The organism is Saccharothrix longispora (genome assembly GCF_030852425.1).
Lineage (GTDB): Bacteria > Actinomycetota > Actinomycetes > Mycobacteriales > Pseudonocardiaceae > Actinosynnema > Actinosynnema longispora.
On record NZ_NSDM01000011.1, the window covers coordinates 249,644 to 275,935 of the forward strand.

Consider the following 26,292-nt stretch of genomic DNA (forward strand, 5'->3'; position numbering starts at 1 on the left):
CGCCGGAACGCCGTGCCACCGCTTCCCGAACACCCACCCGGATGCCTCCTCGCCGTCGTCCGTCGACCACGAGACGTCGCCGGCGCTCGTCCATGACGGCAGAACCAGGACACAGTTGGGTAGTCGTGCGTGACGATGCCCGACCCGGTGCGTCAGACTGTCGCCGCGCGAGGAGGGATCACAGGTGGCGGCAGTTCCTGCGGACGTCCACGGACCGAGTGACGCGGAGCTGATCGACTCCGTCCGGGGCGGGGCGATCGACGCCTACGGGCAGCTCTACGAACGGCACGTGGGCGCCGCGTACAACCTCGCCCGCCAGCTCGCCAGGTCCGCGGCGGAGGCGGACGACCTGGTGTCGGACGCGTTCGCGAAGGTGCTGGACACGCTGCGCGCGGGTCGCGGCCCGGACACGGCGTTCCGCGCCTACCTGCTCACCGCGCTGCGGCACACCGCCTACGACAAGACCCGCCGGGACCGGAAGGTCCACCTGGCCGACGACGTCGCCGAGGTCGCGCCGGAGGCGACCAGCGTGCCGTTCACGGACACCGCCGTGGCCGGGCTGGAGCGGTCGATGGCGGCGAAGGCGTTCGCCCGCCTGCCCGAGCGCTGGCAGACCGTGCTGTGGCACACCGAGGTCGAGGGCCAGTCGCCCGCCGAGGTCGCCCCGCTGCTGGGGCTGACCGCGAACAGCGTGTCGGCGCTGGCCTACCGGGCCCGCGAGGGCCTCAAGCAGGCTTATCTGCAGGTGCACCTGGCCGAGACGCGGGCCGAGCGGTGCCACGCGACCGCCGACAGGCTCGGCGCGTGGACCCGCGGCGGGCTGTCGAAGCGGGAGACCACGCAGGTCGAGGCGCACCTGGACGAGTGCGGGGACTGCCGCGCGCTGGCTGCCGAACTGGCCGACGTCAACGGCGCGCTGCGCGGGATCATCGCGCCCCTGGTGCTGGGTGTCGGCACCACCGGGTACCTGGCGGCGGCCGGCGCGGGGTCGGCGAAGGCCGCCGCTGCCGCCGCGACGGGTGCGGCTGCCGGGTCCGCGGGGTCGAGCGGCGGCACGACCAACGCGCTCGGCTCCGTGCCCCGCCAGTTCCTCGGCGCGGCGGCCTCGGTGGCCGCGCTCGTCGTGGCCGTGGCGGTGGGCCTGGCGTCCGGCGGTGAGCAGCAGGGGGTGCCCGCCGCCCAGACCGCACCGGTCGAGACGTCCGCCACCCGGACCGCGCCGCAGGTGCCGCCGACCACGCAGGCACCGACCACGCAGGCACCGACCACCGAACCCGCTCCGACGCCCACCGAACCCACGACCACCACCACCACCGAACCCGCTCCGACCAGCGAGCCGGCGCCCACGTCCGAACCGCGGGCGCCGCAGCCCGGACCACAGCCGGAACCCGAGCCGGAACCCGAGCCCGAGCCGGAACCCACGCCGCCGAACCTGGTGCCGACCGTGCCCAGCGGCTTCGCGCTCACGCCCGGCGCGGACCCGGTCGCCCTGCCCGTCGTCGTGCGCAACACCGGTGAGACGACCTCGCAGCCGGCGAGCGCGGCCCTGGTCCTGCCGCCCGGCGTGCGGTCGGTGGGCGGTCCCGCCTCGTTCGCGGGCGGGCGGCTCGCGCGGTTCGACGGGCTGCCCGAGCAGACCGTGGACTGCCCGGCGGCCGTGGGCGCGGTCTCGTGCGCCACCCCGCAGGGCATCGCGCCGGGCGGCACGGCGACGTTCGCCTTCCGCCTCCAGGCCGACTGGGAGGCGATGACCGGTCGCATCACCGGCACGGTCACCGCGGGCACGTCGCTCAGCGTGGACATCGAGGTCGACGTCGCGGTCACGCCGGTCGAGGACGCGCTGGACCTCGACGTGGACGTCACCCGGTGGCACCACGAGTACTGGAGCTCCCGGGTGGACGTGGAGGTCACCAACACCGGTGGCCGCCCCGGTCCCCTGACCCTCGCGGTGGAATCCGACGACGTCCACCTGATCACCCTGACCAGGGGGTGCGCCAAGTCCGACCGGCGGATCGTCTGCGAGGCGCCGCTGGACCGGGGCGAGTCGTTCCGCCTCTCGGTGTGGGCGCTCCGGACGTCGTGGCACCAGGAGCAGCCGTCACGATCGCCCGGCGAGTCGGACGAGCGGGGCCGGAAGGGCGGCGCGGTGACGGTCACCGCGACCCTCGGCGCCGCGACCGCGAGCGAGACGGTCACCGTCTTCACCCGTCCGGGCGAACACCCCGGGCACCCGCCGACCGGCACCCCGAGCACGAGCACGAACACGACGACGGAGCCGAGCACGACCCGTCCGACGACGACGACCACGCCGCCGTCGACCACGACCCGGTCGACCACGCCGACGTCGCCGTCCGGGGAGCCGCCCCGAGTGACCGATCCGACGGCTCCCGCGACCGAGCCCCCGCCCGCCACCGAGCCCCCGCCGGGGTCCCCGACGAGTCCGCCGAACGTGCCCACACCGAGCGAGCCCACCCCCACTGACCGGCTGGAACCGTGCGAACCGGTCATACCGCTGTGGCCACCGCTGCTGGGCGACCTGCTGCCCCTCCCGTGCCGCACCCCTTCGTGATCGACTCGTCACGCGGTCGGTAACCTGCCCCGGTGTTGCCACTCGTGCGCAAGGTGCTGGGGCTCCTCCCGGAACCGGTCCGGTTCCTGATCCGCAAGCACCGCGAGCTGATCCGCTTCGCCGTCGTCGGCGGCACCACGTTCGTGATCGACAACGGCGTCTGGTACGCGCTGAAGCTCACGTTCCTCCAGGACAAGGTCGTCACCGCGAAGGCCATCGCCGTGCTGGTGGCCGTCATCTCGTCCTACGTGCTGAGCCGCGAGTGGTCGTTCCACACCCGCGGCGGGCGTGAGCGCCACCACGAGGCCGCGTTGTTCTTCCTGGTCAGCGGCGTCGGCATCGGCGTGAACCTGCTGCCGCTGTACGTGTCGCGGCACGTGTTCGACCTGCACTCGGAGGTGGCGGACTTCGTCACCGGATCGGTGATCGGCATGCTGCTCGCGACCGGGTTCAAGTTCTGGGCGATGCGGAAGTTCGTGTTCCCCCAGGCCGACGCACGCCCCTCGGTCCGGCCGCTGCACGTCGTCGCGGAGCAGCGCGAAGTAGCCTGACCGGGTGTCCGTAGTCGAAAACGTGGTCCTGCACCTGCCCGAACCGCTGCGCTCGCTCGCGCTCAAGCACAGAGAGCTGCTCAAGTTCGCCGTCGTGGGCGGCACGTGCTTCGTGATCGACACGGCCATCTTCATCGGCCTGAAGTCGATCGTCCTCACCGAGCACCCCGTGACGGCGAAGATCATCGCCACCCTGGTCGCCACGATCGTGTCGTACGTCCTCAACCGCGAGTGGTCGTTCAAGACCCGCGGCGGCCGTGAGCGGCGGCACGAGGCGGCGTTGTTCTTCCTGGTCAACGGCATCGGCATCGTGCTCAACTCGGCGCCGCTGTGGGTGTCGCGCTACCTGCTGGACCTCCAGGAGCCGAACATCAGCCGGGTCGGCGAGGAGGTGGCCGACTTCGTCAGCGCCCAGATCGTCGGCACCCTGATCGGCATGGCGTTCCGCTGGTACGGCTACAAGAGGTGGGTCTTCCCGAACGCCGACGCCCGCCCGCGCCGCGTGACCCGCGCCTACGACCTCCCCGAAGAGGACGAACAAGCCCTGGGCCACTCCTGACCCCCGCGAGTCGTACGTTCACGCCCCGCGAGTCGTACGTTCGCGCCCCGCGAGTCGTACGTTCACGCCCCGCGAGATCGCCGGTCCGCATACCCACCGGTCGGCCCGAGTGCGGACACGCTGGGGCCGGATTTACGACTCGCGGGGCGCGAACGTACGACTCGCGCGGCCCCGGTTTACGACTCGCGGGTGGCGAGGATGGCCAGGGCTGAGCGGTGGAGGTGGCCGTTGGTGGAGAGGACGTTGCCGCCGTCGAAGCGCTCGGCGCCCGTCAGGTCGCTGAACCGGCCGCCGGCCTCGCGGACCAGCACCTGGAACGGGGCCACGTCCCAGGGGTTCACGATCGGCTCGGCCGCCACGTCGATGGCGCCCTCCGCGACCAGGCAGTGCTGCCAGAAGTCGCCGAACGCCCGGTTCTCCCAGCACGCGTCGACCAGCGCCAGGTACGCCTCGCGCGAGTGGTACTGCGTCCACGTGCCCAGGTGCGTGGTCGACAGGTAGGCGTCGGCCAGGTCGGACACCCCCGACACGGCGATCCGGCGGGTGCCGGAGGCGTCGGAGGTGAAGGCCCCCGAACCGGTCGACGCCCACCAGCGGCGGCCCAGCGCCGGGGCCGACACCACGCCCACGACGGGCGTGCCGTCGACCACCAGCGCGATCAGGGTCGCCCAGACGGGCACGCCGCGCAGGAAGTTCTTCGTGCCGTCGATCGGGTCCACGACCCACGCGCGCCCGGCGCCCACCGCGCCGCCGCGCTCCTCGCCCGCCACCTGGTCACCCGGCGCGTCGACGGCCAGCACGGCGCGGATCGCGTCCTCCACGGCCACGTCCGCGTCGGTCACCGGCGTCCGGTCCGGCTTGCGCTCCACGACGAGGTCGCGGGCGCGGAACCGGGCCGTGGTGATCGCGTCGGCCTCGTCGGCCAACCGCAGGGCCAGGGACAGGTCTGCACGAAGGTCTGACACGCACGGGATCGTGCCACGCCTACGCTGGGTGCCGTGAGCGTGGTCTTGTTGGCCGAGGACGACCCGGCCATCGCCGAACCCCTGTCCCGGGCCCTCCAGCGGGAGGGTTACCAGGTGCAGGTCGTCGGCGACGGCCTGGGCGCGCTGGACGCCGCCACGCACAGCGGCATCGACCTGCTGGTGCTCGACCTGGGCCTGCCCGGCATGGACGGCCTGGAGGTGTGCCGCCGGCTGCGGGCGGGCGGGCGCGGCATCCCCGTGCTGATGCTCACGGCGCGGTCCGACGAGGTGGACTTCGTGGTCGGCCTCGACGCGGGCGCGGACGACTACGTGGCCAAGCCGTTCCGGTTGGCGGAGCTGATGGCCCGCATCCGGGCCCTGCTGCGCCGGCGCGCCCCCGGCACGCTGGAGGTCAACGGCGTGCGCGTGGACCTCGCGGCCCGCCGCGTCACCGTGGACGGCCAGGAGGTGCAGCTCGCGAACAAGGAGTTCGAGCTGCTGCGCGTGCTGATCCAGCGCGCCGGCCAGGTCGTGCACCGCGACGAGATCCTCTCCGAGGTGTGGAACGACCCGGAGCTCAAGAGCAGCAAGACCCTCGACATGCACATGTCGTGGCTGCGGCGGAAGCTCGGTGACACCCGCACCGTGGAGCGCCGCATCGCGACCGTGCGCGGGGTCGGTTTCCGCTTCAACACCGCCGACTGATGCGCAGCCGCATCCTGCGGGCCATCCTGCTGGCCGTCGCCGTCACCGGGATCGCCCTGGGCATCCCGCTCGGCTACACCGCCCTGCGGCTGGTCGACGACGGGGCGCGCGGCGACCTCGCGTCCCGGGCGCGGCAGATCGCGGCGCTCATCGACGACCAGATCGCCGACGGCCGCCCCATCGACCTGGAACCCGTGCAGGTCGGCGTGCCCGAGGGTGGTCACCTCGTGGTGACGTCCGCCGACGGCGTGCGGGAGTTCGGCACGACGCCGGGTCCGGACGCGCTGTCGGTGGAGCTGCCGATCGCGCAGCAGGGCACCGTGCGGCTGGAGGTGTCGTCGGCCCCCATGCACACCGCGCAGTACCAGGTCGCGGCCCTGGTGGTGCTGCTGGTCGTGCTGTCCGTGGGCACCGGCACGGTCGTCGCCACGGTCACCGCCCGCAAGCTCGCCCGCCCCCTGCGGCACGTCGCGGCCCGCGCGGCGCGGCTCGGCGCGGGCGACTTCCGGCGTGACGACCGGCGGCACGACGTGCCCGAGCTGGACCTGGTGGCCGACGCGCTGGACAAGTCGGCGGGCGCGCTGGCCCAGCTGGTGCAGCGGGAGCGCGAGCTGGTCGGCGACGTGTCGCACCAGCTGCGCAGCAGGCTGACCGCGTTGCAGCTGCGGCTGGAGGCGCTGTCGCTGCACCCCGAACCGGACGCGGCGGCGGAGGCGAGGGCCGCGCTGGAGCAGGCCGAGCGGCTCGGCGAGGTGCTGAACGAGATGCTCGCCGCCGCACGGGCCGCGCGCGCGGTCGGCGCGGAGCCGCTCGACCTGGGCGCGGAGCTGTCCGCGATCGCCGAGGAGTGGCGCGAACCGCTGCGCGGCGTCGGCCGGGCCCTGCGGGTGCGGGTGCCGGAGGGGCTGCTGGCCCGGGCCACGCCCGCCCGGCTGCGCGAGGCGATCGGCGTGCTGCTGGACAACGCCCTGCGGCACGGCGAGGGCCCGGTCACGGTGTCCGCGCGCCGCGACGACGCGACCGTGGTCGTGGAGGTCGCCGACGGCGGCGCGGGCGTGCCCGACGAGCTGGCCCACCACATCTTCGAGCGCGGCGTGTCCGGCGGCGGCTCCACGGGCGTGGGCCTGGCGCTCGCGCGCGCCCTGGTCGACGCCGACGGCGGTCGGCTGGAGCTGTCCACCGCCCGGCCCGCGACGTTCGCCGTGTTCCTGCCCGTGCCGAAGGCGGAGGACGTGGTCGGGGTGTCCTGGCGGACCGACCTCACGCCCCGTTAGGGGCCTCGTCGGCGGTCGGCAGCACACCCACGGCGCCGCGCACGACCTGCGCCCACACCAGGCGGCCGAACAGGTAGTGGCAGGCGACGTCCTCGCTGGTGAACGCCGCCCAGTCGTACCGGTTGCCCTGCTCGCGCCAGAACACCTCGAAGCCCTCGCCGGTCTGGAGCAGGCACCACGTGTTGTCGGCCTCGGACCCGATCGACACCACCTCCGCGGGCACGCCGACCGCGAGAAGCCAGCCCAGGACCGACTCGACGTTCACCTGATCTCCTCCAGGTAGCCCAGGGCGAGCAGGTCCGCCACCGGGTAGGTCGTCCGGTAGCGGACGCCGCCACCGGGTTGTCCGAACCACTCGGCGGACAGCGTGAACCACACCGGCAGCACGCGGGTCACCCGGTAGCGGTGGTAGCCGGCCGAGGCGAGGGCGGGCGGCAGCGACCGCTCCGGGAACGGGGTGCCCAGCTCGGACAGCACCCGGCCCTCGGGACCGCCGAAGCGGTCCAGCTCCACGCCGGCGGCGAGCACGCCCGGTTGGCCGGCCTCGTACCCGCCCTCGGGGAACAGCTCGCCGGGCGGCCACGCGTACTCGGGCGGGTCCGCCCGGACCAGGAACCGGCGGTCCCACTCGCGTTCGTGCGCCCCGGCCTGCGGGTCGTAGCCGGCCAGCAGGTCCGGGTCCGGCTCCCCGCCGGGCGCGAGGACCAGGCGCGGGCGCAGGCAGGCGGGGACCGGGTCGGTGGACGGGGCGTCGTGCGCGTCGCCCGACAGGCGCGACCGGAGCCGGTCGCCGTGCACGAGGTCCACGCCGGGCTGCGCGGACGCGTCGACCAGGTGCCCGTCCGGGTGGTTCTGCGGCTCGAAGCGCAGGCCCGCGGCGAACGCCGCCTCACCGGACGGCGGGGGCAGCTGCCGCGCGGGCGCGGTGCGCGGGCGGGGGAGCATCCCGCCGGGGAACACGTGCGCGAGGAACAGCGCGGCCGCCTCGGTGGTCGGCTGCGCGGTGGACGCGGCCGGCACCTGCGGCGCGTCGTCCTCCTCGGCCTCCGGTTCGGCGGCCCGGCGGGGTGCGGGGAGCAGCGGTGACCGGTCGAGCACCGGGCCGCGCACCGGGATCGGCACGACGGCGAACGCGAGCGCCCCGTCGGCCACCGCGCCGGCGGCGGCGTCACCCGCGTTCGCCACGGCGGCGCGCAGGTCGTCCAGGTCGACGTCCCGATCGGGTTCGCGGTCGTCGCGGTCGTCGCGGACCGCGGTGGTCTCGCCCTGGGCGAGGCCGGTGGACCCCGCGGCCCCGGCCCCGGCGGACCCGGCGGCTTTGGCGGTCGCGTCGGGCTTGGCCGGCTGGCCCTGGTTCTGGCCCTGCGCCTGGTTCTGGCCCTGCGACTGGCCCTGGGCCTGCACCGGCCCCTGGGCGGAGGCGTGACCCGCCGGCGCCTGACCGGGCTGCCCTGGTTGACCGGCGCGGACATCGGACTTGGGCGCGGCCTGGGCGGGCTGTCCCTGGGGCTGCTGACCGGGGGTGGCCGTGCCGGGGTTCGCCGTCGGGGACTGGCCGACCGCAGCTGCCGCCGCACCGGCCGCCGGGGACGCGGTGGGCGCGCCGCCGGCGGGACCGCCGAACGCCGGTCCCTGCGGCGCGGCCTGGTTCGCGGCCGGGGCCGAGGGCTGCTGCGCGGGGGCGTGCGGGGTGTCCGCGTGCACCGCGGGTCGGTCCAGCACGGCGGCCGAGGACTGGCTGACCGTGCCTTCGGCGCGGGTGACGACGTCCGCGACCGCGCCGGTGGCGCCGCCGACGACCTGGTTCACCGCATCGCCGATCCGACCCACCGGACCGGGGCCGCCGCCCTGGCCGGGACCGTCGTGACCGCCCTGCCCGTGACCGCCCTGCCCCTGGCCACCGGAACCACCGTGACCACCGGAACCGCCGTGGCCGGGGCCGTTGTCGGGCCCGGGGCCGGGGGCGACCGCGCCCACGGTGCGGTCGACGCCGTCGCCGACACCGCGCACGACGTCACCGGTCCGGTCGAGCACCGGGTCGACCACGGCCGCGACCGGCGGCGCGACCGCGCCGACGGTTTCCACGACGGGCTTCGCGACGGCGTCGACCGTGTCGACCAGCCCGTCCACGATCCCGCCGACGAGACCGGGCGAGTTCCCGCCGGGGAGCAGGCCGCCCAGCGGACCACCCCGGCCGCCGCCCTGGTCGCCGCCGGTCCCGGGACCGGCGGCCGGCGGCGCGCCCGCACCGGGCGCCTGGCCCTGTCCTTGGCCGTCCGCCGGGGAACCGCCGCCGAGCAGGTCGCCCAGCAGACCGCCGCCGAGCAGACCACCACCCTGCTGGCCACCACCCTGCTGGCCACCACCCTGCTGGCCACCACCCTGCTGGCCACCACCCTGCTGGCCACCACCCTGCTGGGGGCCGCCGGGCGCACCGGGCCCGTGCGGACCGGGAGCGCCGTCGGCCGGGCCGTGCACGCCGGGGTTGGTGTCGACCGGCGGCTGGTGGCCGACGATCGTCACGCCGCTGTCCAGCCGCACCGCACTGGCCAGCGCCTCGGTCAGGTGGGCGACGTTGAGCGCCGCACCGCGCACGGCGGTGTCCAGTCCGAGCAGCGCCGAGGGGTTGCCCGCGTCGGCCGCCTGCTGCGCCGCGTCGCTGTTCTTGGCGAGGTTCACCAGCTCGCGCACCAGCTCGACCTTGGCCGCGCCGATCTGCTCGGCCGCGTGGTCCAACCGGTCGGCCGCGGCGGTGCAGCCGCGCAGCACGGTGTTCAGCGTGCCGTCGGGCGCGGTGAACGCGTTCCAGTGCCCGCGCGCCGCCTCGCCGGCCGCGCCGGACATCGCGGCGAGCGCCGTGCCCGCCGACCCGTCGGCCTCGCCGGCGAGCGTCGTCAGCCGGTCGCCCGCCTCCCGCCACGCGACGGCGGACGAGCGCAGCGCGTCCTCGTCGGCCTGCGGCCAGACCACACCGGCCTTCGCCGCCACCTCGGCCAGTTCGGCCGGCAGCTCGATCCCCATCACGGCCCCCTGAGTCAGATCGCGCCGAGCGCGGTGCTGTTGCCGTCCTCGACCTCGCGGTAGGTGCGGGCCGTCCCGGCGAAGCGCTCCGCGACGCCGTCGAAGCCACCGCCCAGGCCGTTCAGCCCGGCGAGCACGTCACCGGCGGGCCGCACGTGGCCCGCCGCGAAGCTCTGCCCGATCGCGTCGTCGCCCCAGCAGGCGCCCAGCGAGTCGAGCGTCGCGCCGAGGTCGGCCGCGATCCTCCCGGCGCGCTCGGCGAACGCGCCGAAGTCCTGCGCCCCCCCGGTGAGGCGGGCGAGGTCGGTGCGGAACCCGTTCATCTCGTTCTCCTCGGGGTGGCGCTCGGGGCGGCGACGGGCGGACCGCCCGCGACCGGGGTCGCGGCGTCCACGTCGAGCCAGTCGCGCTGCTCGAAGTCCTCGTCGTCGTCGACGACGGCGGGCCGGCGGGCGGGTTCGGGCGGTCGGATCTCCTCCGGGCGCAGGTCCGCGGTGCCGCGCACCAGCGCCTCCGGGTCGGTGCCGGCGGGCAGCACGGGGCCCAACGCCTGGTAGGTGCGCTCCGCGGCCTTGACCGCGGCCTCCGCGGCGGTGCGCAGGATGAGCCGGGCCAGCTGCGCGGGGCGCATCCGGTAGGCGTGGTCGGCCAGCTCCAGGTCGGTGAGCGTGCCCTGCGCGTCGACGACGGCGGTCACCGAGCCGTCCGGGCTGGTCGCGGCGCCCGACACCTTCGCCAGGTCGCGCTGCACGGACGCCAGCTGGTCGCGGCTGCGCCGGTAGTCGGCCAGCAGCTCGTCCACCTGGGCGCGGTGATCGGTCGTCACGGCCACCTCCGGTTCGAACCGTCGCCGGGCATGGTCGTCGGTCGCGCGTTGGACGTTGCGACCCCCACCCCGGTTCCGGTGCGCGCGGGAAAATCCGGCGCTACCCGCGCAGGGCCCTGACCACCCGCGACGGGCTGGGCCGGCCGAGCCGCTCCGCCATCCACGCGCTGGTGTCGGCGAGCTTGTCCAGGTCGACGCCGTGCGCCACGCCCAGGCCGTCGAGCATCCACACCAGGTCCTCGGTGGCGAGGTTGCCGGTGGCGGACTCCGCGTACGGGCAGCCGCCGAGGCCGCCCGCGGACGAGTCGACGGTCGTGACGCCCGCCTGGAGCGCGGCCAGCGTGTTCGCGAGCGCCTGCCCGTAGGTGTCGTGGAAGTGCACGGCCAGCCGCTCGACGCCGCCGAACGCGGCCAGCAGCGCCGTCACCTGACCCGGGGTGGCCACGCCGATCGTGTCGCCGAGCGAGAGCTGGTCGCAGCCCATGTCCAGCAGCCGCTTGCCGACGCCGACGACCTGGTCGCGGCCGACCGCGCCCTCCCACGGGTCGCCGAAGCACATCGACACGTAGCCGCGCACCGCGAGCCCTTCGGCCTTGGCGCGCGCGACGACCGGGTCGAACATGGCGAACTGCTCGTCGAGCGACCGGTTGAGGTTGCGCCGCGCGAACGTCCCGGTGGCGCTGGCGAAGATCGCGACGTGCCGGACGCCCGCCGCCAGCGCGCGTTCCAGGCCGCGCTCGTTGGGCACCAGCACGGGGTAGTCGACGCCGTCCCGCCGGTCGAGGCCGGCCAGCAGCTCCTCGGCGTCGGCCAGTTGCGGCACCCACTTCGGGTGGACGAAGCTCGTCGCCTCCAGCACCGCGGCGCCCGCGTCGGCGAGCCGGTCCAGGAACTCGAGCTTGGTGGCGACCGGCACGACCGCGGACTCGTTCTGGAGGCCGTCGCGGGGACCCACCTCCCAGATCGTCACGCGGTCGGGGAGCCCTCCCCCGCCGACCGTCTCGGGCAGGCCGACCTCACGCGCGCCCATCGATGACCCCGTCCTCCGGCTGGTAGTCGTCTTCCGGGTTGTCGTTGATCTCCCGCTGGAGCAGCGAGTTCACCGTCTCCACGTCGGGGATGTCGTCGAGTTCGAGCGGCTGGTCCGACGCCGAGTCGATCACCAGCGTGCCGCAGCGCAGCAGGCGGTCGGTCACCCCCTGCTCGAACCGGACGCTGTCGATGCGCCGCAGCGGCAGGTCCAGGCTCACCCGCCGCACCACGCCCATGCGCCACATGACGCGTTCCGTGGTGATGACGAGGTGCGTGGTGCGCCAGCGCAGCACCGGGGCGAGCACGAGCCACCCGACCAGCAGGGCGGCGACGGCGGCCAGCACGAGCCACGCGGTCGACGCCCAGGTCAGGTCGGCGGCCAGCACCGCGAGCCAGGTCCCGCCGGCGAGCACCGCGACCAGCACGGCCACCGGGACCACCAGCGCCTTCCAGTGCGGGTGCTTGTGGATCACGACGTGCTCGCTCGGGCTGAGCAGGTCGTCCGGGTAGGCCACGGCGGTCCCCTTCGGTGGGTGTGCTGGGCCTCACCGTACTCGCAGGTGCACCACGTCCCCGGCGGAAACGGAGTGGTCCGCGCCTCGTTCGTCGCGCACCACGAGCGTGCCGTCGGGCTCCAGCCGGCGCGCCGTGCCGAGCAGCAGCCCGTCCCGGGCCAGTTCGACCCGCACGGGGCTGCCGAGCGTGCCGCAGTGCCGCTCGTACTCGGCGCGCAGCCCCGGGTCGTCGCCGCCGGCGCGGCGCCACCGCTCCTCCAGGTCGGCCAGTTCGCCGAGCAGCGCGACCGCGACGGCCGTGCGGTCCAGCGGGCCCGCGTGGGTCTCCAGGCCGGTGGGCCGCAGGCCGCCCGCGCCGGGCTCCACGTCGTCGGGCGGCTCGGCGACGTTCAGCCCGATGCCGACGACCACGGCCGGGCCCGCGGTGCCCTCGGCCAGCACCCCGGCGGCCTTGGCCCCGTCGACCAGCAGGTCGTTCGGCCACTTCAGGGTTGCGGTGACCCCGAACCCGCGCGCGGTGCGCACCAGGGCGAGGCCGGCGAGCAGCGTCAGCCACGGCAGCCGCGCGGGCGGCACGCCGTCCGGCCGGAACAGCGCGCTCACGTAGAGGCCGCCGGTGGGCGACGCCCAGGACCGCCCGCGCCTGCCCTGGCCCGCGGTCTGCCGCCCGGCGACGAGCGCGGTGCGGTCGGGCGCGCCCCCGGCGGCGGCTTCGCGCAGGTCGGCGTTGGTGGAGCCGGTGCTCTCCACGACGTGGATCGCGGCGTAGCGGCCGAGCAGCTCGCGGCGGAGGACGGCGACGTCCACCGGGACGTCCGGGGTGGGGTGCGAGGTCACCGGCGAAGCGTAGGAGCGACCCGTCCCGCCCGCTGTGTCGGAGCGGTGTGGACGGCGGGCCGGGCCGCCCGCGACAAGCCTGCAACCTCCAGCGTGCTGGAGGTCAACCGGAACGATCGTGACGTGGGCAACTGCGTCCGCCCCGCCTTGGACCGGCCTCGCTAAGCTGCCCGGTCATGAGCAGTGCGACCGCCCCCATCGGCGAGGAGCCGGACGTCCACACCACGGCCGGCAAGCTGGCCGACCTGTACCGGCGCAACGAGGAGGCCGTGCACGCCGGCTCGGCGCGCGCGGTCGAGAAGCAGCACGCCAAGGGCAAGAAGACCGCCCGCGAACGCATCGAACTGCTGCTCGACCCGGGTTCGTTCGTCGAGCTGGACGAGCTGGCCAGGCACCGCTCCACCAACTTCGGCCAGGACGGGAACCGCCCGTACGGCGACGGCGTGGTGACCGGCTACGGCACCGTCGACGGCCGCCCGGTGTGCGTGTTCAGCCAGGACGTCACGGTCTTCGGCGGCTCGCTCGGCGAGGTGTACGGCGAGAAGATCGTCAAGGTCATGGACCTGGCGATCAAGACCGGCCGGCCGATCATCGGCATCAACGAGGGCGGCGGCGCGCGCATCCAGGAGGGCGTCGTCTCGCTGGGCCTCTACGGCGAGATCTTCCGCCGCAACGTGGCCGCGTCCGGCGTCGTCCCGCAGATCTCGCTGATCATGGGCGCGAACGCGGGCGGGCACGTGTACTCCCCCGCGCTGACCGACTTCGTGGTGATGGTCGACAAGACCTCGCACATGTTCATCACCGGCCCGGACGTGATCAAGACCGTCACCGGCGAGGACGTGGGCTTCGAGGACCTGGGTGGCGGTCGCACGCACAACACGAAGTCGGGCAACGCGCACTACCTCGGCGGGGACGAGGAGGACGCCATCTCCTACGTCAAGGAGCTGCTGTCCTACCTGCCCGCCAACAACATGTCCGAGCCGCCGGTGTTCGACACGCCGGACGACCTCGTGCACGGCTCGATCCAGGACTCGGTCACCGAGTCCGACCGCGAGCTGGACGTGCTCATCCCGGACTCCGCGAACCAGCCCTACGACATGCACGAGGTCATCACCCGCGTGCTGGACGAGGGCGAGTTCCTGGAGGTCCAGCCGCTGTTCGCGCCGAACATCCTGATCGGCTTCGGCCGGGTGGACGGTCACTCGGTCGGCGTCGTCGCCAACCAGCCCACCCAGTTCGCGGGCTGCCTCGACATCGACGCCTCGGAGAAGGCCGCGCGGTTCGTGCGCACGTGCGACGCGTTCAACATCCCGGTGCTGACGTTCGTGGACGTGCCCGGCTTCCTGCCCGGCACCGACCAGGAGTGGAACGGCATCATCCGGCGCGGCGCGAAGCTGATCTACGCCTACGCCGAGGCCACCGTGCCGCTGGTCACCGTGATCACCCGCAAGGCGTACGGCGGCGCGTACGACGTGATGGGCTCGAAGCACCTGGGCGCCGACGTCAACCTGGCGTGGCCGACGGCGCAGATCGCGGTCATGGGCGCGCAGGGCGCGGCGAACATCGTGCACCGCAAGACGCTGGCGGCGGCGGTCGGCAAGGGCGAGGACGTGGACGCGCTCCGCGCCCGCTTGCAGCAGGAGTACGAGGACACCCTGTGCAACCCGTACGTGGCGGCGGAGCGCGGGTACGTGGACGCGGTGATCCCGCCGTCCTACACGCGGGCGCACGTGGCGCGGGCGCTGGCGGTGCTGCGCGACAAGCGCGAGGTGCTGCCGCCCAAGAAGCACGGGAACATCCCGCTGTGAGCGGCGGGCCGCACCTCCGGGTGGTGCGCGGGAACCCGGACGACGTGGAACTGGCCGTCGTGACCGCCGTCGTGGCGGGCCTGGCGGCGTCGGGCGGGTCGGCGCCCGAGCGATCCCGCCCCTCGACCTGGGCGGACCCCTCCCGGCTGGTCCGCCGACCGCTGCCGCACGGCCCGGGCGCGTGGCGCGCGTCCGGGCTGCCGGGCTGACCCCGCGGGTCGACGGCCGTCGGGCCGGCTAGCAGTCGACCCGACGGCTGTTGACCCGCACACCGGTGTCCCCCAGCACGGACACCTCGCGGCAGCGCACGCCGTCGGGGACGTGCAGGCGCACCCGCATCCACATGGCGTCCGCCCCGATCCGCGCGGCCAGCACCTCGACCTCCTCGTCGGCGACCGCGTCGGGCACCGCGTCGAGCCGCCCGATCGCCCGCGCGGTGGCCGTGACCTGGTCCATCACCCGCCACTCGACCCGGTCGCTGCCGTTCGCGAAGGGCCAGAACGGCACCCCGTACCCGACCGGGTCACTGGACACGACCGGAACCGCCAACCCCGCCACGATGAGCGCGGACACCAGCGGGAACAACCACCGCCGCCTCCTCCGCCCCCGTTCGGTCCGGCGCACCACCAGAGCCCAACGCTGCACCTCACCGAGGGTGGCCGACGCCGTCGCGGCGCGCATCGGTAGTTCTACGCAGCGCCGGTCCACGCGGCGCCGTGGCACCGCTCGGGCGCGCGGTCCGGCGCGCCCTAGGCTGCACGCCGTGCGCTTCGTCCTCGCCTCGCAGTCCCCCGCCCGCCTCGCCGTCCTCCGCGCCGCCGGGGTCGAGCCCGTCGTCCGGGTCTCCGGCGTCGACGAGGACGCGATCGCCGCGTCGTTGGTCGACCCCACCCCCGACGACCTCGTCACGACCCTGGCGCTGGCCAAGGCCGAGGCCATCGCGAGCGGGTCGAGCGGGGACGAGGTCGTGGTGGGCTGCGACTCGATGCTGCTCACCTCCGACGGCGAGGTGCACGGCAAGCCCCGCACGGTGGACGTGGCGCGCGAGCGCTGGAAGCGGATGGCGGGCACCTCGGGCACGCTGCTCACCGGCCACGCCGTGCTCCGGCTGCGCGACGGCGCCGAGGTCGGCCGGGCCGTCGGCCACGAGGCGACGCTCGTCCGGTTCGGCCGGCCGGCCGAGGACGAACTGGAAGCGTACCTGGCCACCGGCGAGCCGCTGAACGTGGCGGGCGCGTTCACCCTCGACGGCCTGGGCGGCTGGTTCGTGGACGGCATCGACGGCGACCCGTCCAGCGTGATCGGCATCAGCCTCCCGCTCACGAGGCGGCTGCTGCGTCAAGTCGGCGTCGCGGTGTCCGACATCTGGTAGCCGTTGTCACATTTCCCCCGGCCGGGGAAGCTCCGGACCAGGACCGGCGTTGGGGGAAGCGATGAACGAACTGCTGACGCGCCGTCGTCACATCGACTACGGGCGCAGGACGACGGCGAGCTGTCGGGGCTGACGCCCCGCGTCCAGCCAACCCCGCGCACCCATCCGGAGCAGTCGTGTCGTTCGTCCGCACCTACACAAAGCCGAAGGTCTTCGGCGTCACCGTGCTCGCCGCGCTCGTGCTGGGCGCGCTCGCGGGCTTCCTCGCCAAGAGCGCCGGGCTGACGTGGCTCACCACCACGCTCGGCCGGATCGGCGACGTCTTCACCAGCCTGCTGCAGTTCACCGTCATCCCCCTGGTCTTCACCGCGATCGTCGTCGGCATCACGAGCCTGCGGCGCCTCGGCTCGAACCGCGCGGCCCGGCTCGGCGGCAAGACGCTGCTGTGGTTCGCGATCACCTCGTTGATCTCGGTGCTCATCGGCCTGGCCATCGCGCTGGTGTTCAAGCCGGGCGCGGGCGTGCAGGTCGAGCCGTCGCAGGCCGCCGTCGAACGGCTGGCCGCGCGCGACCCCGGCTCGTGGGGCACGCTGCTGGAGACGCTGATCCCGTCCAACCTGTTCGCCGCCTTCACCGAGGGCGAGGTGCTCCAGGTCGTGTTCGTGTCGGTCCTGGTCGGCTTCGCCGCGTACGCGCTGGGCGACAGGGCCGCTCCGTTCGTGAACCTGACCCGGTCGGTGTTCGACCTGATCCAGAAGGTCGTCGGCTGGATCATCCTGCTCGCCCCGATCGGCGTGTTCGGCCTGATCGGCACCGCGTTCGCGACGTACGGCAACTCGTTCGTCCGCCCGCTGTTCTCGCTGATCGCGGCCGTGTACGGCGGGTCGCTGCTGGTGCTGTTCGTGGTCTACCCGGTGCTGCTGCGGTTCGTCGGGCACGTGTCGCCGAAGACGTTCTTCGGCAAGGCGTGGACCGCGATCCAGTTCGCGTTCGTGTCCCGCTCGTCGGGCGCGACCCTGCCGCTGAGCCGCCAGACCGCCGCCAACCTCGGCGTGGACCCCGACTACGCCTCGTTCGCCGTGCCGCTGGGCACCACCACCAAGATGGACGGCTGCGCCGCCGTGTACCCGGCCATCGCCACGGTGTTCATCGCGAACCTGTTCGGCGTGCAGCTCGGCGTCTGGCAGTACGTGGCGATCGTCGCGGTGGCCGTGTTCGGCGCCCTGGCCACCGCCGGCACCACCGGCTGGTTCACCATGCTGACCCTCACCCTGGGCGCGGTGAACATGCCGCCGGAGGTCATCGCGACCGGTGTCGCCGTGGTCTACGCGATCGACCCGATCCTCGACATGGTGCGCACCGCGACCAACGTGACGGGTCAGATCGCCGTCCCGGTACTGGTGGCGCGCGGCGAGGGCCTGATCGACGACGAGGTGCTGAACTCGCCGAGCGAGCCGCCGCTGCTCAACGGCCCGCGCGAGACCGGCACGTCGGGGACCGCTCCCGGGACCGGCACGCGCGAGGTCGTCCGGGTCTGAGCCGGACCGCACCACCACCCGGAGGGGGTCGCCCGCAGGCGGCCCCCTCCGCCGTCCAGGACCCGCCGTCCAGGGACACCCGCCTCGGGTACCCGCCTCAGGGACGGCAGCGCACCAGGGTCGACGCGTCCGGCACCACCTCCGGCCAGCCCGGCAGCTCCTCGGGCGATCCCACGACCACCGTGCAGCCCACCTCGCCCCCGCCCACCACCGAGAAGACCTGCGCGAACCGCCGGCCGCAGTCGTCGACCCCCGGGCAGGCGCGCTGGACCGCGACGACGTCGGCCACCGCGTCCCGGTCCACGTCGGCCAGCGCCAGGTGCGCCCCCGACGACAGGTACGGCACCTGCGCCCGCGTCCAGGCCCCCGACCTGCGCACGATCACCTCGCCGCGCACCTCCCCGCCCGCCGCGCCCCGGACCAGGCACACGGTGACCTCCGCGTCCGCGCACTGGAGCGACCCCTCGGTGATGTCGGCGCCCGAGGCGGCGACGGTCAGCTCGAAGATGTTCGGCCCCGAAGCCCCGTTGGTGCGGATGCGCCCCTCCCCCGACCCCACGAGCAGCTCGACCGAGTCGGCGCCCACCTCGCGCTTGACCAACGACCGGCACGCCGTGGTGCCGCAGCGCAGCTGGTCCTGGGCGGGCGCGGCGCCGGCGTCCGGCTGGTCCGGTGGCCGCAGCGACCAGGCGACGGCCACGCTGGCGACGGTGGTGAGGACTGCGGCACAGGCGACCACCAGCGCGGCTTTAGGCGGGGAGGACACGATTTCGGATTGTCGCACCAAGCGTGACCCGTCTCTCGACCGCGACGTACCGGGGGGTCACTAAACTCCCCGACCACCACCACTCCACACCAGCGTTGCCAGGAGGTAGGACGTCGTGTCGCTGCGCAAGGTCCTCGTCGCCAACCGCGGTGAGATCGCCGTCCGGGTCATCCGCGCCTGCCGTGACGCAGGGCTCACCAGCGTCGCCGTGTACGCCGACCCGGACCGCGACGCCCCGTTCGTCCGCCTCGCCGACGAGGCATTCGCGCTGGGCGGGAGCACGCCCGGCGAGAGCTACCTGTCCGTCGACAAGCTCCTGGACGTCGCCAAGCGCGCCGGCGCGGACTCGGTGCACCCCGGTTACGGCTTCCTGTCCGAGAACGCCGACTTCGCGCAGGCCGTGCTGGACGCGGGCCTGACCTGGATCGGGCCGACCCCGCAGGCCATCCGCGACCTGGGCGACAAGGTGACCGCGCGGCACATCGCGATGCGCGCGGGCGCGCCGCTGGTGCCGGGCACCAAGGACCCGGTGGGCGGCCCGGACGAGGTCGTGGCGTTCGCCGAGGAGCACGGGCTGCCGGTCGCGATCAAGGCGGCGTTCGGCGGCGGCGGTCGCGGCCTGAAGGTCGCCCGCACGATGGAGGAGATCCCCGAGCTGTTCGACAGCGCGGTGCGCGAGGCGGTCACCGCGTTCGGCCGCGGCGAGTGCTTCGTCGAGCGCTACCTGGACAAGCCGCGGCACGTCGAGGCGCAGGTGCTGGCCGACCAGCACGGCAACGTGGTCGTCGTCGGCACCCGCGACTGCTCGTTGCAGCGCCGCCACCAGAAGCTGGTCGAGGAGGCGCCCGCGCCGTTCCTCACCGACGAGCAGCGCGCCGAGATCCACCGGTCCGCGCGTGCCATCTGCAAGGAGGCCGGCTACCACGGCGCGGGCACCGTCGAGTACCTGGTCGCGGTGGACGGCACCATCTCGTTCCTGGAGGTCAACACGCGCCTCCAGGTGGAGCACCCGGTCAGCGAGGAGACCGCGGGCATCGACCTGGTGCGCGAGCAGTTCCGCATCGCCGCGGGCGAGCCGCTGCGGTTCACCGAGGACCCGACCCCGCGCGGCCACTCGATCGAGTTCCGCATCAACGGCGAGGACGCGGGCCGCAACTTCCTGCCCGCCCCCGGCACCGTGACGACGTTCACCGCGCCGTCCGGCCCCGGCGTCCGGGTGGACGCGGGCGTGGAGAGCGGCACGGTCATCGGCGGCCAGTTCGACTCGCTGCTGGCGAAGCTGATCGTCACCGGCGAGGACCGCACCCAGGCCCTGGAGCGGGCGCGCCGGGCACTGGACGAGATGGTCGTCGACGGCATGGCCACCGTGCTGCCGTTCCACCGCGCGATCGTGCGCGACCCGGCGTACGTGGGCACGGACGAGGGCTTCACCGTGCATACCCGGTGGATCGAGACCGAGTTCGACAACACCATCGCGCCGTTCACCGACCCCGCCGAGGCCCAGGGGGAGGAGCCCCGGCAGACCCTCGTGGTCGAGGTCGGCGGCCGTCGCGTGGAGGTGTCGCTGCCCGGTGACCTGGCCCTCGGCGGCAGCGGTGGCGGCGGGGCGAAGGCGACCGCGAAGGTCAAGCCGCGCAAGCGCGGCGGCGGGTCCGGCGCGAACGTGTCGGGCGACGCGGTGGCCGCGCCCATGCAGGGCACCATCGTCAAGGTGGCCGTCGAGGACGGGCAGCAGGTCGAGGCGGGCGACCTGGTCGTCGTGCTGGAGGCCATGAAGATGGAGAACCCGGTGACCGCGCACAAGGCGGGCACGATCACCGGTCTGGCCGCCGAACCCGGTGCGGCGGTCACCCAGGGCACCGTGCTCTGCGAGATCAAGGAATAGGCTCGCCGTGTGAGCGAGCGGGACATCCGGATCGGCGACGCGGAGCGCGAGCACGCGCTCGAACTGCTCGGCGAGCACCTCGGCCAGGGTCGGTTGACCGTGGACGAGTTCGGCGAGCGCTCCGCCCGCGTCGCGACCGCGCGCACCAGGGGCGACCTGCTCGAACTGTTCGCCGACCTGCCCGACCCGCGGCCGCGGTTCCGGCAGGTGGCGCCGGCCGAGCCGCCCGCGCGGCGGTCGTCGTTCGCGCTGGAGCCGCGGATGTCCGGCGTGGTGCTGCCGGTCGTCCTCCTGGGGTGCGTGGCGTTGTTCTTCGTGCTGAAGAACCCGTTCGTGTTCCTGCTGGTCCTGCCGGTGATGCTGCTGCTCGGCCGGTCGGGCAAGCGGTGAGCGCACCGTCGCTGCTGCTGCTCGACCTCGACGGCGTGCTGCGCCGGTTCGGGCCGGACGCGCCGATCGAGGACGAGTTCGGCCTGCCGCGCGGCGCACTGGCCCGGGTGTCGTTCGCGCTGTCCGTGCCCGCCGTGACCGGCCGCGTCACCGACGAGGAGTGGCGCGACGCCGTCCGGCGGCAACTGGTCCGCGAGGACGTGCCCGAGGACGCGGCGACGGCGGCCGTGGCGGCGTGGACCCGCACCGGCGAGGTGATCCCGGAAGCCCTGGACCTGGTGCGGCGGGTGCGGGGGCGCTGCCGGGTCGCGCTGCTGTCCAACGCCACCGACCGCCTGCCGCGCGACCTCGCCGCCCTCGGCCTGGACCGCGAGGTGGACGCCGTCGTGACGTCCGCGCGGCTCGGCGTGGCCAAGCCGTCGCCCGAGGCGTTCCGGCGGGCGCTGCGGGTGCTCCAGCACTCGACGTCCTCGACCCTGTTCTGCGACGACAACGAGGAGAACGCGGCGGCGGCCCGCACCATCGGCCTCGACGCCGTGCACACGCCCGACGCGGCCTCCCTGCGCGAGGCCCTCCGCTCCCGCGGCCTGCTGGACGGCGGGGGCGGCGCCCCCGGTACCACGCGCGGCGGCCCGTTGCTGCTGGTCCTGCACGACCGCGACGACGCCGAGCAGGCCGCGGGGGAACTGGCCGAAGCGGGCTGGGCGCCGTGCGCCGTGCACAAGGACCTGCTGGCCGGCGAGGACGACGTGGAGGACGCCGACTGGGTGGTCGAGCCGACCACCGGTCCCGACGGCCAACCCGCCTCGGCGCACCGCGGCCTGCTCGAAGCGCTGGCCGCCCGTTACGACGGGTTCGTCACCGACTAGTCTCCGCGCCCATGGAGGCGGTCGAGATCAACGCGGGTGAGTTCTACCTGCGTGGACTGCGGCACGACGACCGCGTCGACGACCGCGTCCCGCTCGTCGGCGGCGGGTTGGTCGCCGACCTCGACGCCGCCGCGGCGCACGTGGCCGAGCGGGCGCGGCAGTGGCACGCGGGCGAGAGCTGCTCGTGGGCCGTGTGCGACCAGCTCACCGGTACCGCCGTGGGCGAGGTCGTGCTGACCGCGCGCGGCGAGCTGACCTGCTGGACCACCCCGCCCCGGCGCCGCCGGGGCGTCGCGACCCACGCCGTGGACGCGGTGGCCCGGTTCGGGTTCGGCTTCCTCGACCTCCCCCTGATCACCGCCAGACCCGAGGGCGAAGCCGCCCGGCGACTCGCCGGGCGAACAGGCTTCACAGCCGGGGGTCCACGCGGTGTGTGGACCCGACTACGGTAGGTGCTCATGAGGGCTGCTCGCGTGATCATCGCCACGTTGTGCGCGTTGGCGCTGCCGGCTTGCACGCCCTCACCGGAGAACACCGCCGACGGCCGGTCCGACGAACCGGTCATCGCCAGTGCCACCAGCGTGCCGCCGATGCCGCCGCGCCCCGGTGAACTGCGGTTGGACGACGTCGACCCGTGCGCGGTGCTGTCCGCCGACCAGCGGGTGGCGCTGAGCCTCGACAACCCGCCCAGCGCCTACGTGGAATCGAGCTTCGGCAACGCGAAGGCGTGCACCATGCGCAGCACGATCAGCGGGAACGTGGTGCGCCTCGCGCTCGTCACAGTCGAGGGCATCGGCGTGTGGCTCGACGAGAACGCGCAGGTCGACGCTCGCCAGACGACCGTGAACGGGTTTCCCGGGCTCACCGTCCGGACACCCGGGATGGACCACGTGTGCAACGTCGAGGTGGACGTCGCGGAAGGGCAGTTCCTGGACGTGATGTTCCGCGACGGCGGTAACGAGAAGAAGGCCAAGCAGGACACCCTGTGCCAGGGGGCGCAACGCGCGGCCGAAGCGGCGGTGGCCGGTTTGCTGCAACGGCGCTGACCCGCGCGGGGGATGTGCGGGTGCGCCCACTCCCTGTTGTCGGACCCTGTGGCTAGAGTGACCATGCGCGACGAAACCGCGAAGACGGGGAGGTTGTCCATGCCGCCGGAAGACCGCGGCCACGGTGCCGACTCGGGCTCACCGCCCTTGGCGCACACCCTGAACGTGGACCCCAGTGCCATCCCCAGTCTCCGCAGCGCGTTCTCGGGCGCCCTGACGAGGCTGGACCAGCAGATCGAACTCGCCATCACCGAGGTCAGGGTGCGTCCCTGGGCCGGCGACCCGGTGAGCAAGGACGCCGCGGAGAGGTTCAACGACCGGTCGCTGGAGTCCGGCGACTCGGCGCTGGCCGCGTTGCAGAACTACCAGCAACAGCTGAAGTCGGCCATGGACGCCCTCAACCTCGTGGAACGGCAGTACCAGTCCATCGAAGACGACAACACCGGCTTGATGGGACAGCAGGGCGGCCGTTAAGGGCACCCGGCGCAGGCAAGGGGAATCTTCATGCCCGATGGACACCGCTGGAGCGGGTACAGCCACGAAGAGCTGTACCAAGCGATCAACTCCGGCCCGGGACCGCAGGCGTCGCACTCCTCCATGGAGCGCTGGGCGGGCGTCTCGGCCGCGTTGGCCGAGATCAACTCCGAGCTGCACGCCGGCGTGCTGCGCTCCGGCGCCTCGTGGGAGGGCGCCGCGGCCGACAAGGCGCGGATGGGGATCAACCCGCTGGCCTCCTGGGCGGACGACGCGCGCGCCGGTTCCGAGGTGATGCGGGTCTCGGCGGAGCTCCAGGCCGACTACATCTCCAAGGCGCGCTCCGACATGCCGCCGCCGGTGCCGGTCACCGCGGAGAAGCCGAACCCGCTCGTCAGCGCGATCACCACGCTGATCGGCGGGCAGACGGACTACGAGCTGCAGGAGAAGGCGTCCAACGCGGCCGAGCAGCGCGCCCGCGAGGTGATGACGACGTACGCGTCCTCCACCACGTCGAACACCAACACGCTGGGGCAGTTCCACCAGCCCCCGCAGCTGGTGATCAGCGCCGGTGACGCGGTGCGCAACGACGCTCCCGGCGTGCCCGGTCCCGGGTGGGGCCACGGTGGCGCGCGCGGCGGCCGCGGCGGCTGGGGCGGCGGCCGCGGTTGGCGCGGCGGTGGCGGCCCGGGTGGTCGCGGCTCCGCGCCGGCGGTGCGTCCCCCGTCGCCGACCGGTGGTTCGACGGGCACGTCGTCCGCGGGTTCGGCGCCGTCCACCGGGCAGACCCGTCCGTCGACGCAGCCCCTGGCGTCCGGTCCCGGCACGGGGTCGTTCGGGCCGGGTGGCGTGATCGGCGGCGGCCGGCGTGACGAGGACAAGCGCAAGTCCGACGTGACCACGACCGAGCAGCACGCGGCCGGCAGTGGCGGCGGCGGCGCGGGCGGTGCCGGTTCCGGCGCTCCCGCCGCCGGCCAGCACCTGCTGCCGCTCCCGCCCGGCGCTCCGCTGCCCGCCGGCACGACGTCGACCAGCTCGGCGGACTTCGGCGCGTTCGCGGCGGCCAACGCCCAGCACGCGGCCACGACCGGCACCGGCGTCCCGGCGGCGGGCCTGTCGGGCGGCGCCGCGGGTCAGGGCGGCGGCGACAGCGTGCACAAGCGCACCGTCGGCGCGGTGCCGGCGCAGCCCGCGTTCGACCCGTTCGGCGGGCTGGGCGGTCCGCGCACGGCGGAGGACGAGGAGGACGCGGCGCACGACGCGGCCGACTACCTGCGCGAGACGGACGACATCTACGGGGTGGGCGGGTTCTCGCCGCCCGTGATCGGGGAGAGCACCACCAGCTGATGACGATGTTCGGTGTGGACCTGGGCACCAGCGACCTGCGCGAACCCGTGACGATCTCGGCGCTGGAGTTCGACGTGCTGTGGGAGCACCTGCGGCTGGAGACCATGCCGCTGGTGCTCAAGGTGCCCTCGCCGGGGAAGACGCACGCCGAGCGGGCCGAGCTGGAGCAGCGGGCGTGGACGGACCTGGAGCGGCGCGCTCTGGGCCGTCCGGTGTCGCTCGACCCGATGCTGGAGGACCTGCTGCACCTGCTCAACCGGCCGCAGCGGGAGGTGGACGGGCGGCTGTGGCTGGGCCGGAGCGTCCGCGTGCTGGCGGCGGCCAAGGGGCAGTCCGGTGTGCTGGCCGTGCTGGACGGCGACCAGCTGACCCTGCGCGCCGCGTCCGCCGAGAGCCTGGCCCGCGAGGCCCTGTCGGCCCTGCCCCCGGCCCCCGCGGGCCCCGGGCACTCCGTGACGCTGCCCAGCGCCGACCTGGACGCCGCGGCGGCCGGCTCGAACACCCCGGACGACCTGGTCCGTGCCCTCCTGGCGCGGGGCGTCCGCCGGCAGGACGCCCAGACCCTGGCCGAGGTGTTCCGCGACGCGGACCACCGGGGCCAGTTCGGCGCCGCGTTCCGCGACAAGTACGGCAAGCGCGTCCGCCCGGACCGCGTGATCGGCTTCTTCGACAACCCCCGGGGCCGCTACCTCCAGGTGCGCCGGGCCACCCCCGGCCAACAACCCTGGAGCACCATCTCCCCCGTGGACACCCGCCGCCTCCTCCACCACCTGGACTCCCTGACCAGCGAGTCGTAAGTTCGCGCACGGCGAGTCGTAAGTTCAGGCACGGCGAGTCGTAAGTTCAGGCACGGCGAGTCGTAAGTTCAGGCACGGCGAGTCGTAAGTTCAGGCACTGGATCTTGCACGTTCGGGTGATCCGTGTACGAAATCCCGGCAGGGCCACTCGGTTCTGCATGATCGAACTCCCCGAGGGTCTCCACGGCGCTTACCGCCGTACCGAACTGCGCACTCACTTCAGCCGCAAGGAACTGGAGCGGTTGACCGCCGAAGGACGATTGATCAACTACGGCCGCAAGGTCGTCATCCGCCGCGAGAACATGTCCGAGCTGCGCACACGTGCGGCCGCCGCACTGCTGATGGCCGGTCCCGACGCGGTGCTGTCGAGCCACACGTCGGCGTGGCTGCACGGTTGCACGGCCGCATCGACGCACCGCGTGCACCTGACTGTCGACTACGACCGCCGCCTGCACTCGCGTCCCGGGCTGGACGTGCACCAGCAGGCCTATGACATCGCCGACGTCACCGAGGTCGACCGTCTCCGCTGCTTCACGGTCGCGCACGCCATCACCGAACTGCTTTGCCGCGCCCGCCGGTCCACGGCCCTGGCATGCGCAGACGAGGCGTTGGCACAAATTCCTTCACACGAACGTGCGGAATTCAAGGGCGATATCGCCGCACGAATCACCGCACGACGTGACTCGAGGGGCAAGCGTCAAGCCGCTTTCCTGCTCGACCTCGCGTCAGGGCTACCGGAGTCGCCACCGGAGAGCATGCTCCTGCTGCTCATCGCCGAGGCCGGGTTCCCACTGCCCGAGCCCCAGTACTCGGTGCGCGACCTTGACGGTCGCGAGGTCTGGCGCCTGGACTTCGGCTGGCCCCACGCGCGTCTCGCCCTCGAGTACGACGGTTACGCCGCTCACGTGGACAAGGTCGAGTCGGACCGGGCCCGTGACGAGGACCTGCGACGACGTGGGTGGCGGGTGCTCCGTGCCAGTGCTTCCGACCTCCGCGACCCGACCGCGTTGTTCAACCGCCTGCGGGCAGACCTCAGCGGCCCTCAACGTGCGACACGAGGGTTCTGGATCTAGGACTCATCGGGCCCGGACCTACGACACTCCGGGCCCGAACTTACGACTCGCGCGGCCTGGGTTTACGACTCGC

At 74.0% G+C, this 26,292-nt stretch carries 28 protein-coding genes; 18 read left to right on the forward strand and 10 right to left on the reverse strand.

Features of this window, described 5'->3' with window-relative positions:
* The first annotated feature begins 184 nt into the window (after window positions 1-184).
* The 3 genes from CKY47_RS25110 to CKY47_RS25120 are packed head-to-tail and all read left to right on the forward strand — an operon-like array spanning window position 185 to window position 3,679.
* On the forward strand, window positions 185-2,569 hold the full coding sequence (locus CKY47_RS25110; protein ID WP_306748578.1) for a sigma-70 family RNA polymerase sigma factor: 2,385 nt from the start codon (window positions 185-187) through the stop codon (window positions 2,567-2,569).
* A 35-nt stretch (window positions 2,570-2,604) separates the two neighbouring features.
* Entirely contained in the window at window positions 2,605-3,120 is a 516-nt protein-coding gene (locus CKY47_RS25115; RefSeq protein WP_306748695.1) for a GtrA family protein, read from the forward strand.
* 4 nt (window positions 3,121-3,124) lie between these two features.
* Window positions 3,125-3,679 carry a GtrA family protein gene (locus CKY47_RS25120; RefSeq protein WP_306748579.1) on the forward strand — a complete coding sequence of 185 codons (555 nt, stop codon included), beginning with the start codon at window positions 3,125-3,127 and terminating at the stop codon, window positions 3,677-3,679.
* 176 nt (window positions 3,680-3,855) lie between these two features.
* Here CKY47_RS25120 and hisN read toward each other — a convergent pair whose 3' ends face one another.
* Entirely contained in the window at window positions 3,856-4,644 is a 789-nt protein-coding gene (gene hisN, locus CKY47_RS25125; RefSeq protein WP_306748581.1) for a histidinol-phosphatase, read from the reverse strand.
* 39 nt (window positions 4,645-4,683) lie between these two features.
* Between hisN and CKY47_RS25130 the strand changes: the two genes are divergently transcribed.
* Window positions 4,684-5,349, forward strand: a complete 666-nt coding sequence (locus tag CKY47_RS25130) for a response regulator transcription factor (protein ID WP_306748696.1) — start codon at window positions 4,684-4,686, stop codon at window positions 5,347-5,349.
* Window positions 5,349-6,623, forward strand: a complete 1,275-nt coding sequence (locus tag CKY47_RS25135; protein WP_306748582.1) for an ATP-binding protein — start codon at window positions 5,349-5,351, stop codon at window positions 6,621-6,623. The genes CKY47_RS25130 and CKY47_RS25135 overlap by 1 nt, the downstream gene beginning before the upstream one ends.
* On the opposite strand, the gene CKY47_RS25140 is transcribed toward CKY47_RS25135, so the two are convergent.
* The 7 genes from CKY47_RS25140 to CKY47_RS25170 all read right to left on the reverse strand — a co-directional run bounded on the left by CKY47_RS25140 (window position 6,610) and on the right by CKY47_RS25170 (window position 12,854).
* A complete protein-coding gene (locus tag CKY47_RS25140) occupies window positions 6,610-6,888 on the reverse strand; it encodes a hypothetical protein (protein WP_306748583.1) in 279 nt (92 codons plus the stop codon). The genes CKY47_RS25135 and CKY47_RS25140 overlap by 14 nt on opposite strands.
* Window positions 6,885-9,644, reverse strand: coding sequence for a TNT domain-containing protein (locus CKY47_RS25145; protein ID WP_306748584.1), 2,760 nt, complete (start codon window positions 9,642-9,644; stop codon window positions 6,885-6,887). The genes CKY47_RS25140 and CKY47_RS25145 overlap by 4 nt, the downstream gene beginning before the upstream one ends.
* 14 nt (window positions 9,645-9,658) lie before the next feature.
* Window positions 9,659-9,967: a hypothetical protein gene (locus tag CKY47_RS25150; RefSeq protein WP_306748585.1), complete on the reverse strand. Its 309-nt coding sequence runs from the start codon at window positions 9,965-9,967 to the stop codon at window positions 9,659-9,661.
* On the reverse strand, window positions 9,964-10,470 hold the full coding sequence (locus CKY47_RS25155; protein WP_306748586.1) for a YbaB/EbfC family nucleoid-associated protein: 507 nt from the start codon (window positions 10,468-10,470) through the stop codon (window positions 9,964-9,966). The genes CKY47_RS25150 and CKY47_RS25155 overlap by 4 nt, the downstream gene beginning before the upstream one ends.
* A gap of 100 nt (window positions 10,471-10,570) precedes the next feature.
* Window positions 10,571-11,500, reverse strand: coding sequence for a hydroxymethylglutaryl-CoA lyase (locus CKY47_RS25160; protein WP_306748587.1), 930 nt, complete (start codon window positions 11,498-11,500; stop codon window positions 10,571-10,573).
* Window positions 11,487-12,017 (reverse strand): PH domain-containing protein, encoded by a 531-nt coding sequence (locus CKY47_RS25165; protein ID WP_306748589.1) that lies wholly within the window; start codon window positions 12,015-12,017, stop codon window positions 11,487-11,489. Before CKY47_RS25165 ends, CKY47_RS25160 begins: the two co-directional genes overlap by 14 nt.
* A 30-nt stretch (window positions 12,018-12,047) precedes the next feature.
* Window positions 12,048-12,854: a biotin--[acetyl-CoA-carboxylase] ligase gene (locus CKY47_RS25170; RefSeq protein ID WP_306748590.1), complete on the reverse strand. Its 807-nt coding sequence runs from the start codon at window positions 12,852-12,854 to the stop codon at window positions 12,048-12,050.
* Window positions 12,855-13,030: 176 nt separating this feature from the next.
* Here CKY47_RS25170 and CKY47_RS25175 point away from each other — a divergent pair, with 176 nt between their 5' ends.
* Together CKY47_RS25175 and CKY47_RS25180 are read left to right on the forward strand one after the other, a co-directional pair.
* The gene (locus tag CKY47_RS25175) at window positions 13,031-14,662 is read left to right on the forward strand and encodes an acyl-CoA carboxylase subunit beta (protein WP_306748591.1); all 1,632 of its coding nucleotides are present in this window, start codon (window positions 13,031-13,033) and stop codon (window positions 14,660-14,662) included.
* Window positions 14,659-14,871, forward strand: a complete 213-nt coding sequence (locus CKY47_RS25180) for an acyl-CoA carboxylase subunit epsilon (protein WP_306748592.1) — start codon at window positions 14,659-14,661, stop codon at window positions 14,869-14,871. The genes CKY47_RS25175 and CKY47_RS25180 overlap by 4 nt, the downstream gene beginning before the upstream one ends.
* Before the next feature lie 28 nt (window positions 14,872-14,899).
* On the opposite strand, the gene CKY47_RS25185 is transcribed toward CKY47_RS25180, so the two are convergent.
* Window positions 14,900-15,307, reverse strand: coding sequence for a hypothetical protein (locus tag CKY47_RS25185; RefSeq protein ID WP_306748593.1), 408 nt, complete (start codon window positions 15,305-15,307; stop codon window positions 14,900-14,902).
* Between the two features lie 118 nt (window positions 15,308-15,425).
* Between CKY47_RS25185 and CKY47_RS25190 the strand changes: the two genes are divergently transcribed.
* Window positions 15,426-16,034 (forward strand): Maf family protein, encoded by a 609-nt coding sequence (locus tag CKY47_RS25190; protein ID WP_306748596.1) that lies wholly within the window; start codon window positions 15,426-15,428, stop codon window positions 16,032-16,034.
* Window positions 16,035-16,210: 176 nt separating this feature from the next.
* Window positions 16,211-17,572, forward strand: coding sequence for a dicarboxylate/amino acid:cation symporter (locus tag CKY47_RS25195; RefSeq protein ID WP_306748597.1), 1,362 nt, complete (start codon window positions 16,211-16,213; stop codon window positions 17,570-17,572).
* A 97-nt stretch (window positions 17,573-17,669) separates the two neighbouring features.
* Here the strand turns inward: CKY47_RS25195 and CKY47_RS25200 are convergent, their stop codons facing one another.
* Window positions 17,670-18,338 (reverse strand): hypothetical protein, encoded by a 669-nt coding sequence (locus CKY47_RS25200; RefSeq protein WP_306748599.1) that lies wholly within the window; start codon window positions 18,336-18,338, stop codon window positions 17,670-17,672.
* 115 nt (window positions 18,339-18,453) lie between these two features.
* On the opposite strand from CKY47_RS25200, the gene CKY47_RS25205 reads away from it, so the two are divergent.
* The 9 genes from CKY47_RS25205 to CKY47_RS25245 all read left to right on the forward strand — a co-directional run bounded on the left by CKY47_RS25205 (window position 18,454) and on the right by CKY47_RS25245 (window position 26,219).
* On the forward strand, window positions 18,454-20,223 hold the full coding sequence (locus tag CKY47_RS25205) for an acetyl/propionyl/methylcrotonyl-CoA carboxylase subunit alpha (RefSeq protein WP_306748600.1): 1,770 nt from the start codon (window positions 18,454-18,456) through the stop codon (window positions 20,221-20,223).
* Between the two features lie 9 nt (window positions 20,224-20,232).
* A complete protein-coding gene (locus CKY47_RS25210; RefSeq protein ID WP_306748601.1) occupies window positions 20,233-20,613 on the forward strand; it encodes a DUF1707 SHOCT-like domain-containing protein in 381 nt (126 codons plus the stop codon).
* Window positions 20,610-21,482, forward strand: coding sequence for an HAD family hydrolase (locus CKY47_RS25215; RefSeq protein WP_371320730.1), 873 nt, complete (start codon window positions 20,610-20,612; stop codon window positions 21,480-21,482). Before CKY47_RS25210 ends, CKY47_RS25215 begins: the two co-directional genes overlap by 4 nt.
* A gap of 11 nt (window positions 21,483-21,493) precedes the next feature.
* Entirely contained in the window at window positions 21,494-21,934 is a 441-nt protein-coding gene (locus CKY47_RS25220; protein ID WP_306748602.1) for a GNAT family N-acetyltransferase, read from the forward strand.
* A gap of 6 nt (window positions 21,935-21,940) precedes the next feature.
* Complete coding sequence (locus CKY47_RS25225) at window positions 21,941-22,528, forward strand: DUF3558 domain-containing protein (RefSeq protein WP_306748604.1); 588 nt, start codon at window positions 21,941-21,943, stop codon at window positions 22,526-22,528.
* Window positions 22,529-22,591: 63 nt separating this feature from the next.
* Window positions 22,592-23,002: a transcriptional regulator gene (locus tag CKY47_RS25230; RefSeq protein WP_306748607.1), complete on the forward strand. Its 411-nt coding sequence runs from the start codon at window positions 22,592-22,594 to the stop codon at window positions 23,000-23,002.
* Window positions 23,003-23,032: 30 nt separating this feature from the next.
* Complete coding sequence (locus tag CKY47_RS25235) at window positions 23,033-24,349, forward strand: PPE domain-containing protein (protein ID WP_306748608.1); 1,317 nt, start codon at window positions 23,033-23,035, stop codon at window positions 24,347-24,349.
* Window positions 24,349-25,146: an ESX secretion-associated protein EspG gene (locus tag CKY47_RS25240; RefSeq protein ID WP_306748610.1), complete on the forward strand. Its 798-nt coding sequence runs from the start codon at window positions 24,349-24,351 to the stop codon at window positions 25,144-25,146. Before CKY47_RS25235 ends, CKY47_RS25240 begins: the two co-directional genes overlap by 1 nt.
* A 158-nt stretch (window positions 25,147-25,304) precedes the next feature.
* On the forward strand, window positions 25,305-26,219 hold the full coding sequence (locus CKY47_RS25245; protein ID WP_306748611.1) for an endonuclease domain-containing protein: 915 nt from the start codon (window positions 25,305-25,307) through the stop codon (window positions 26,217-26,219).
* Window positions 26,220-26,292: the final 73 nt, after the last annotated feature.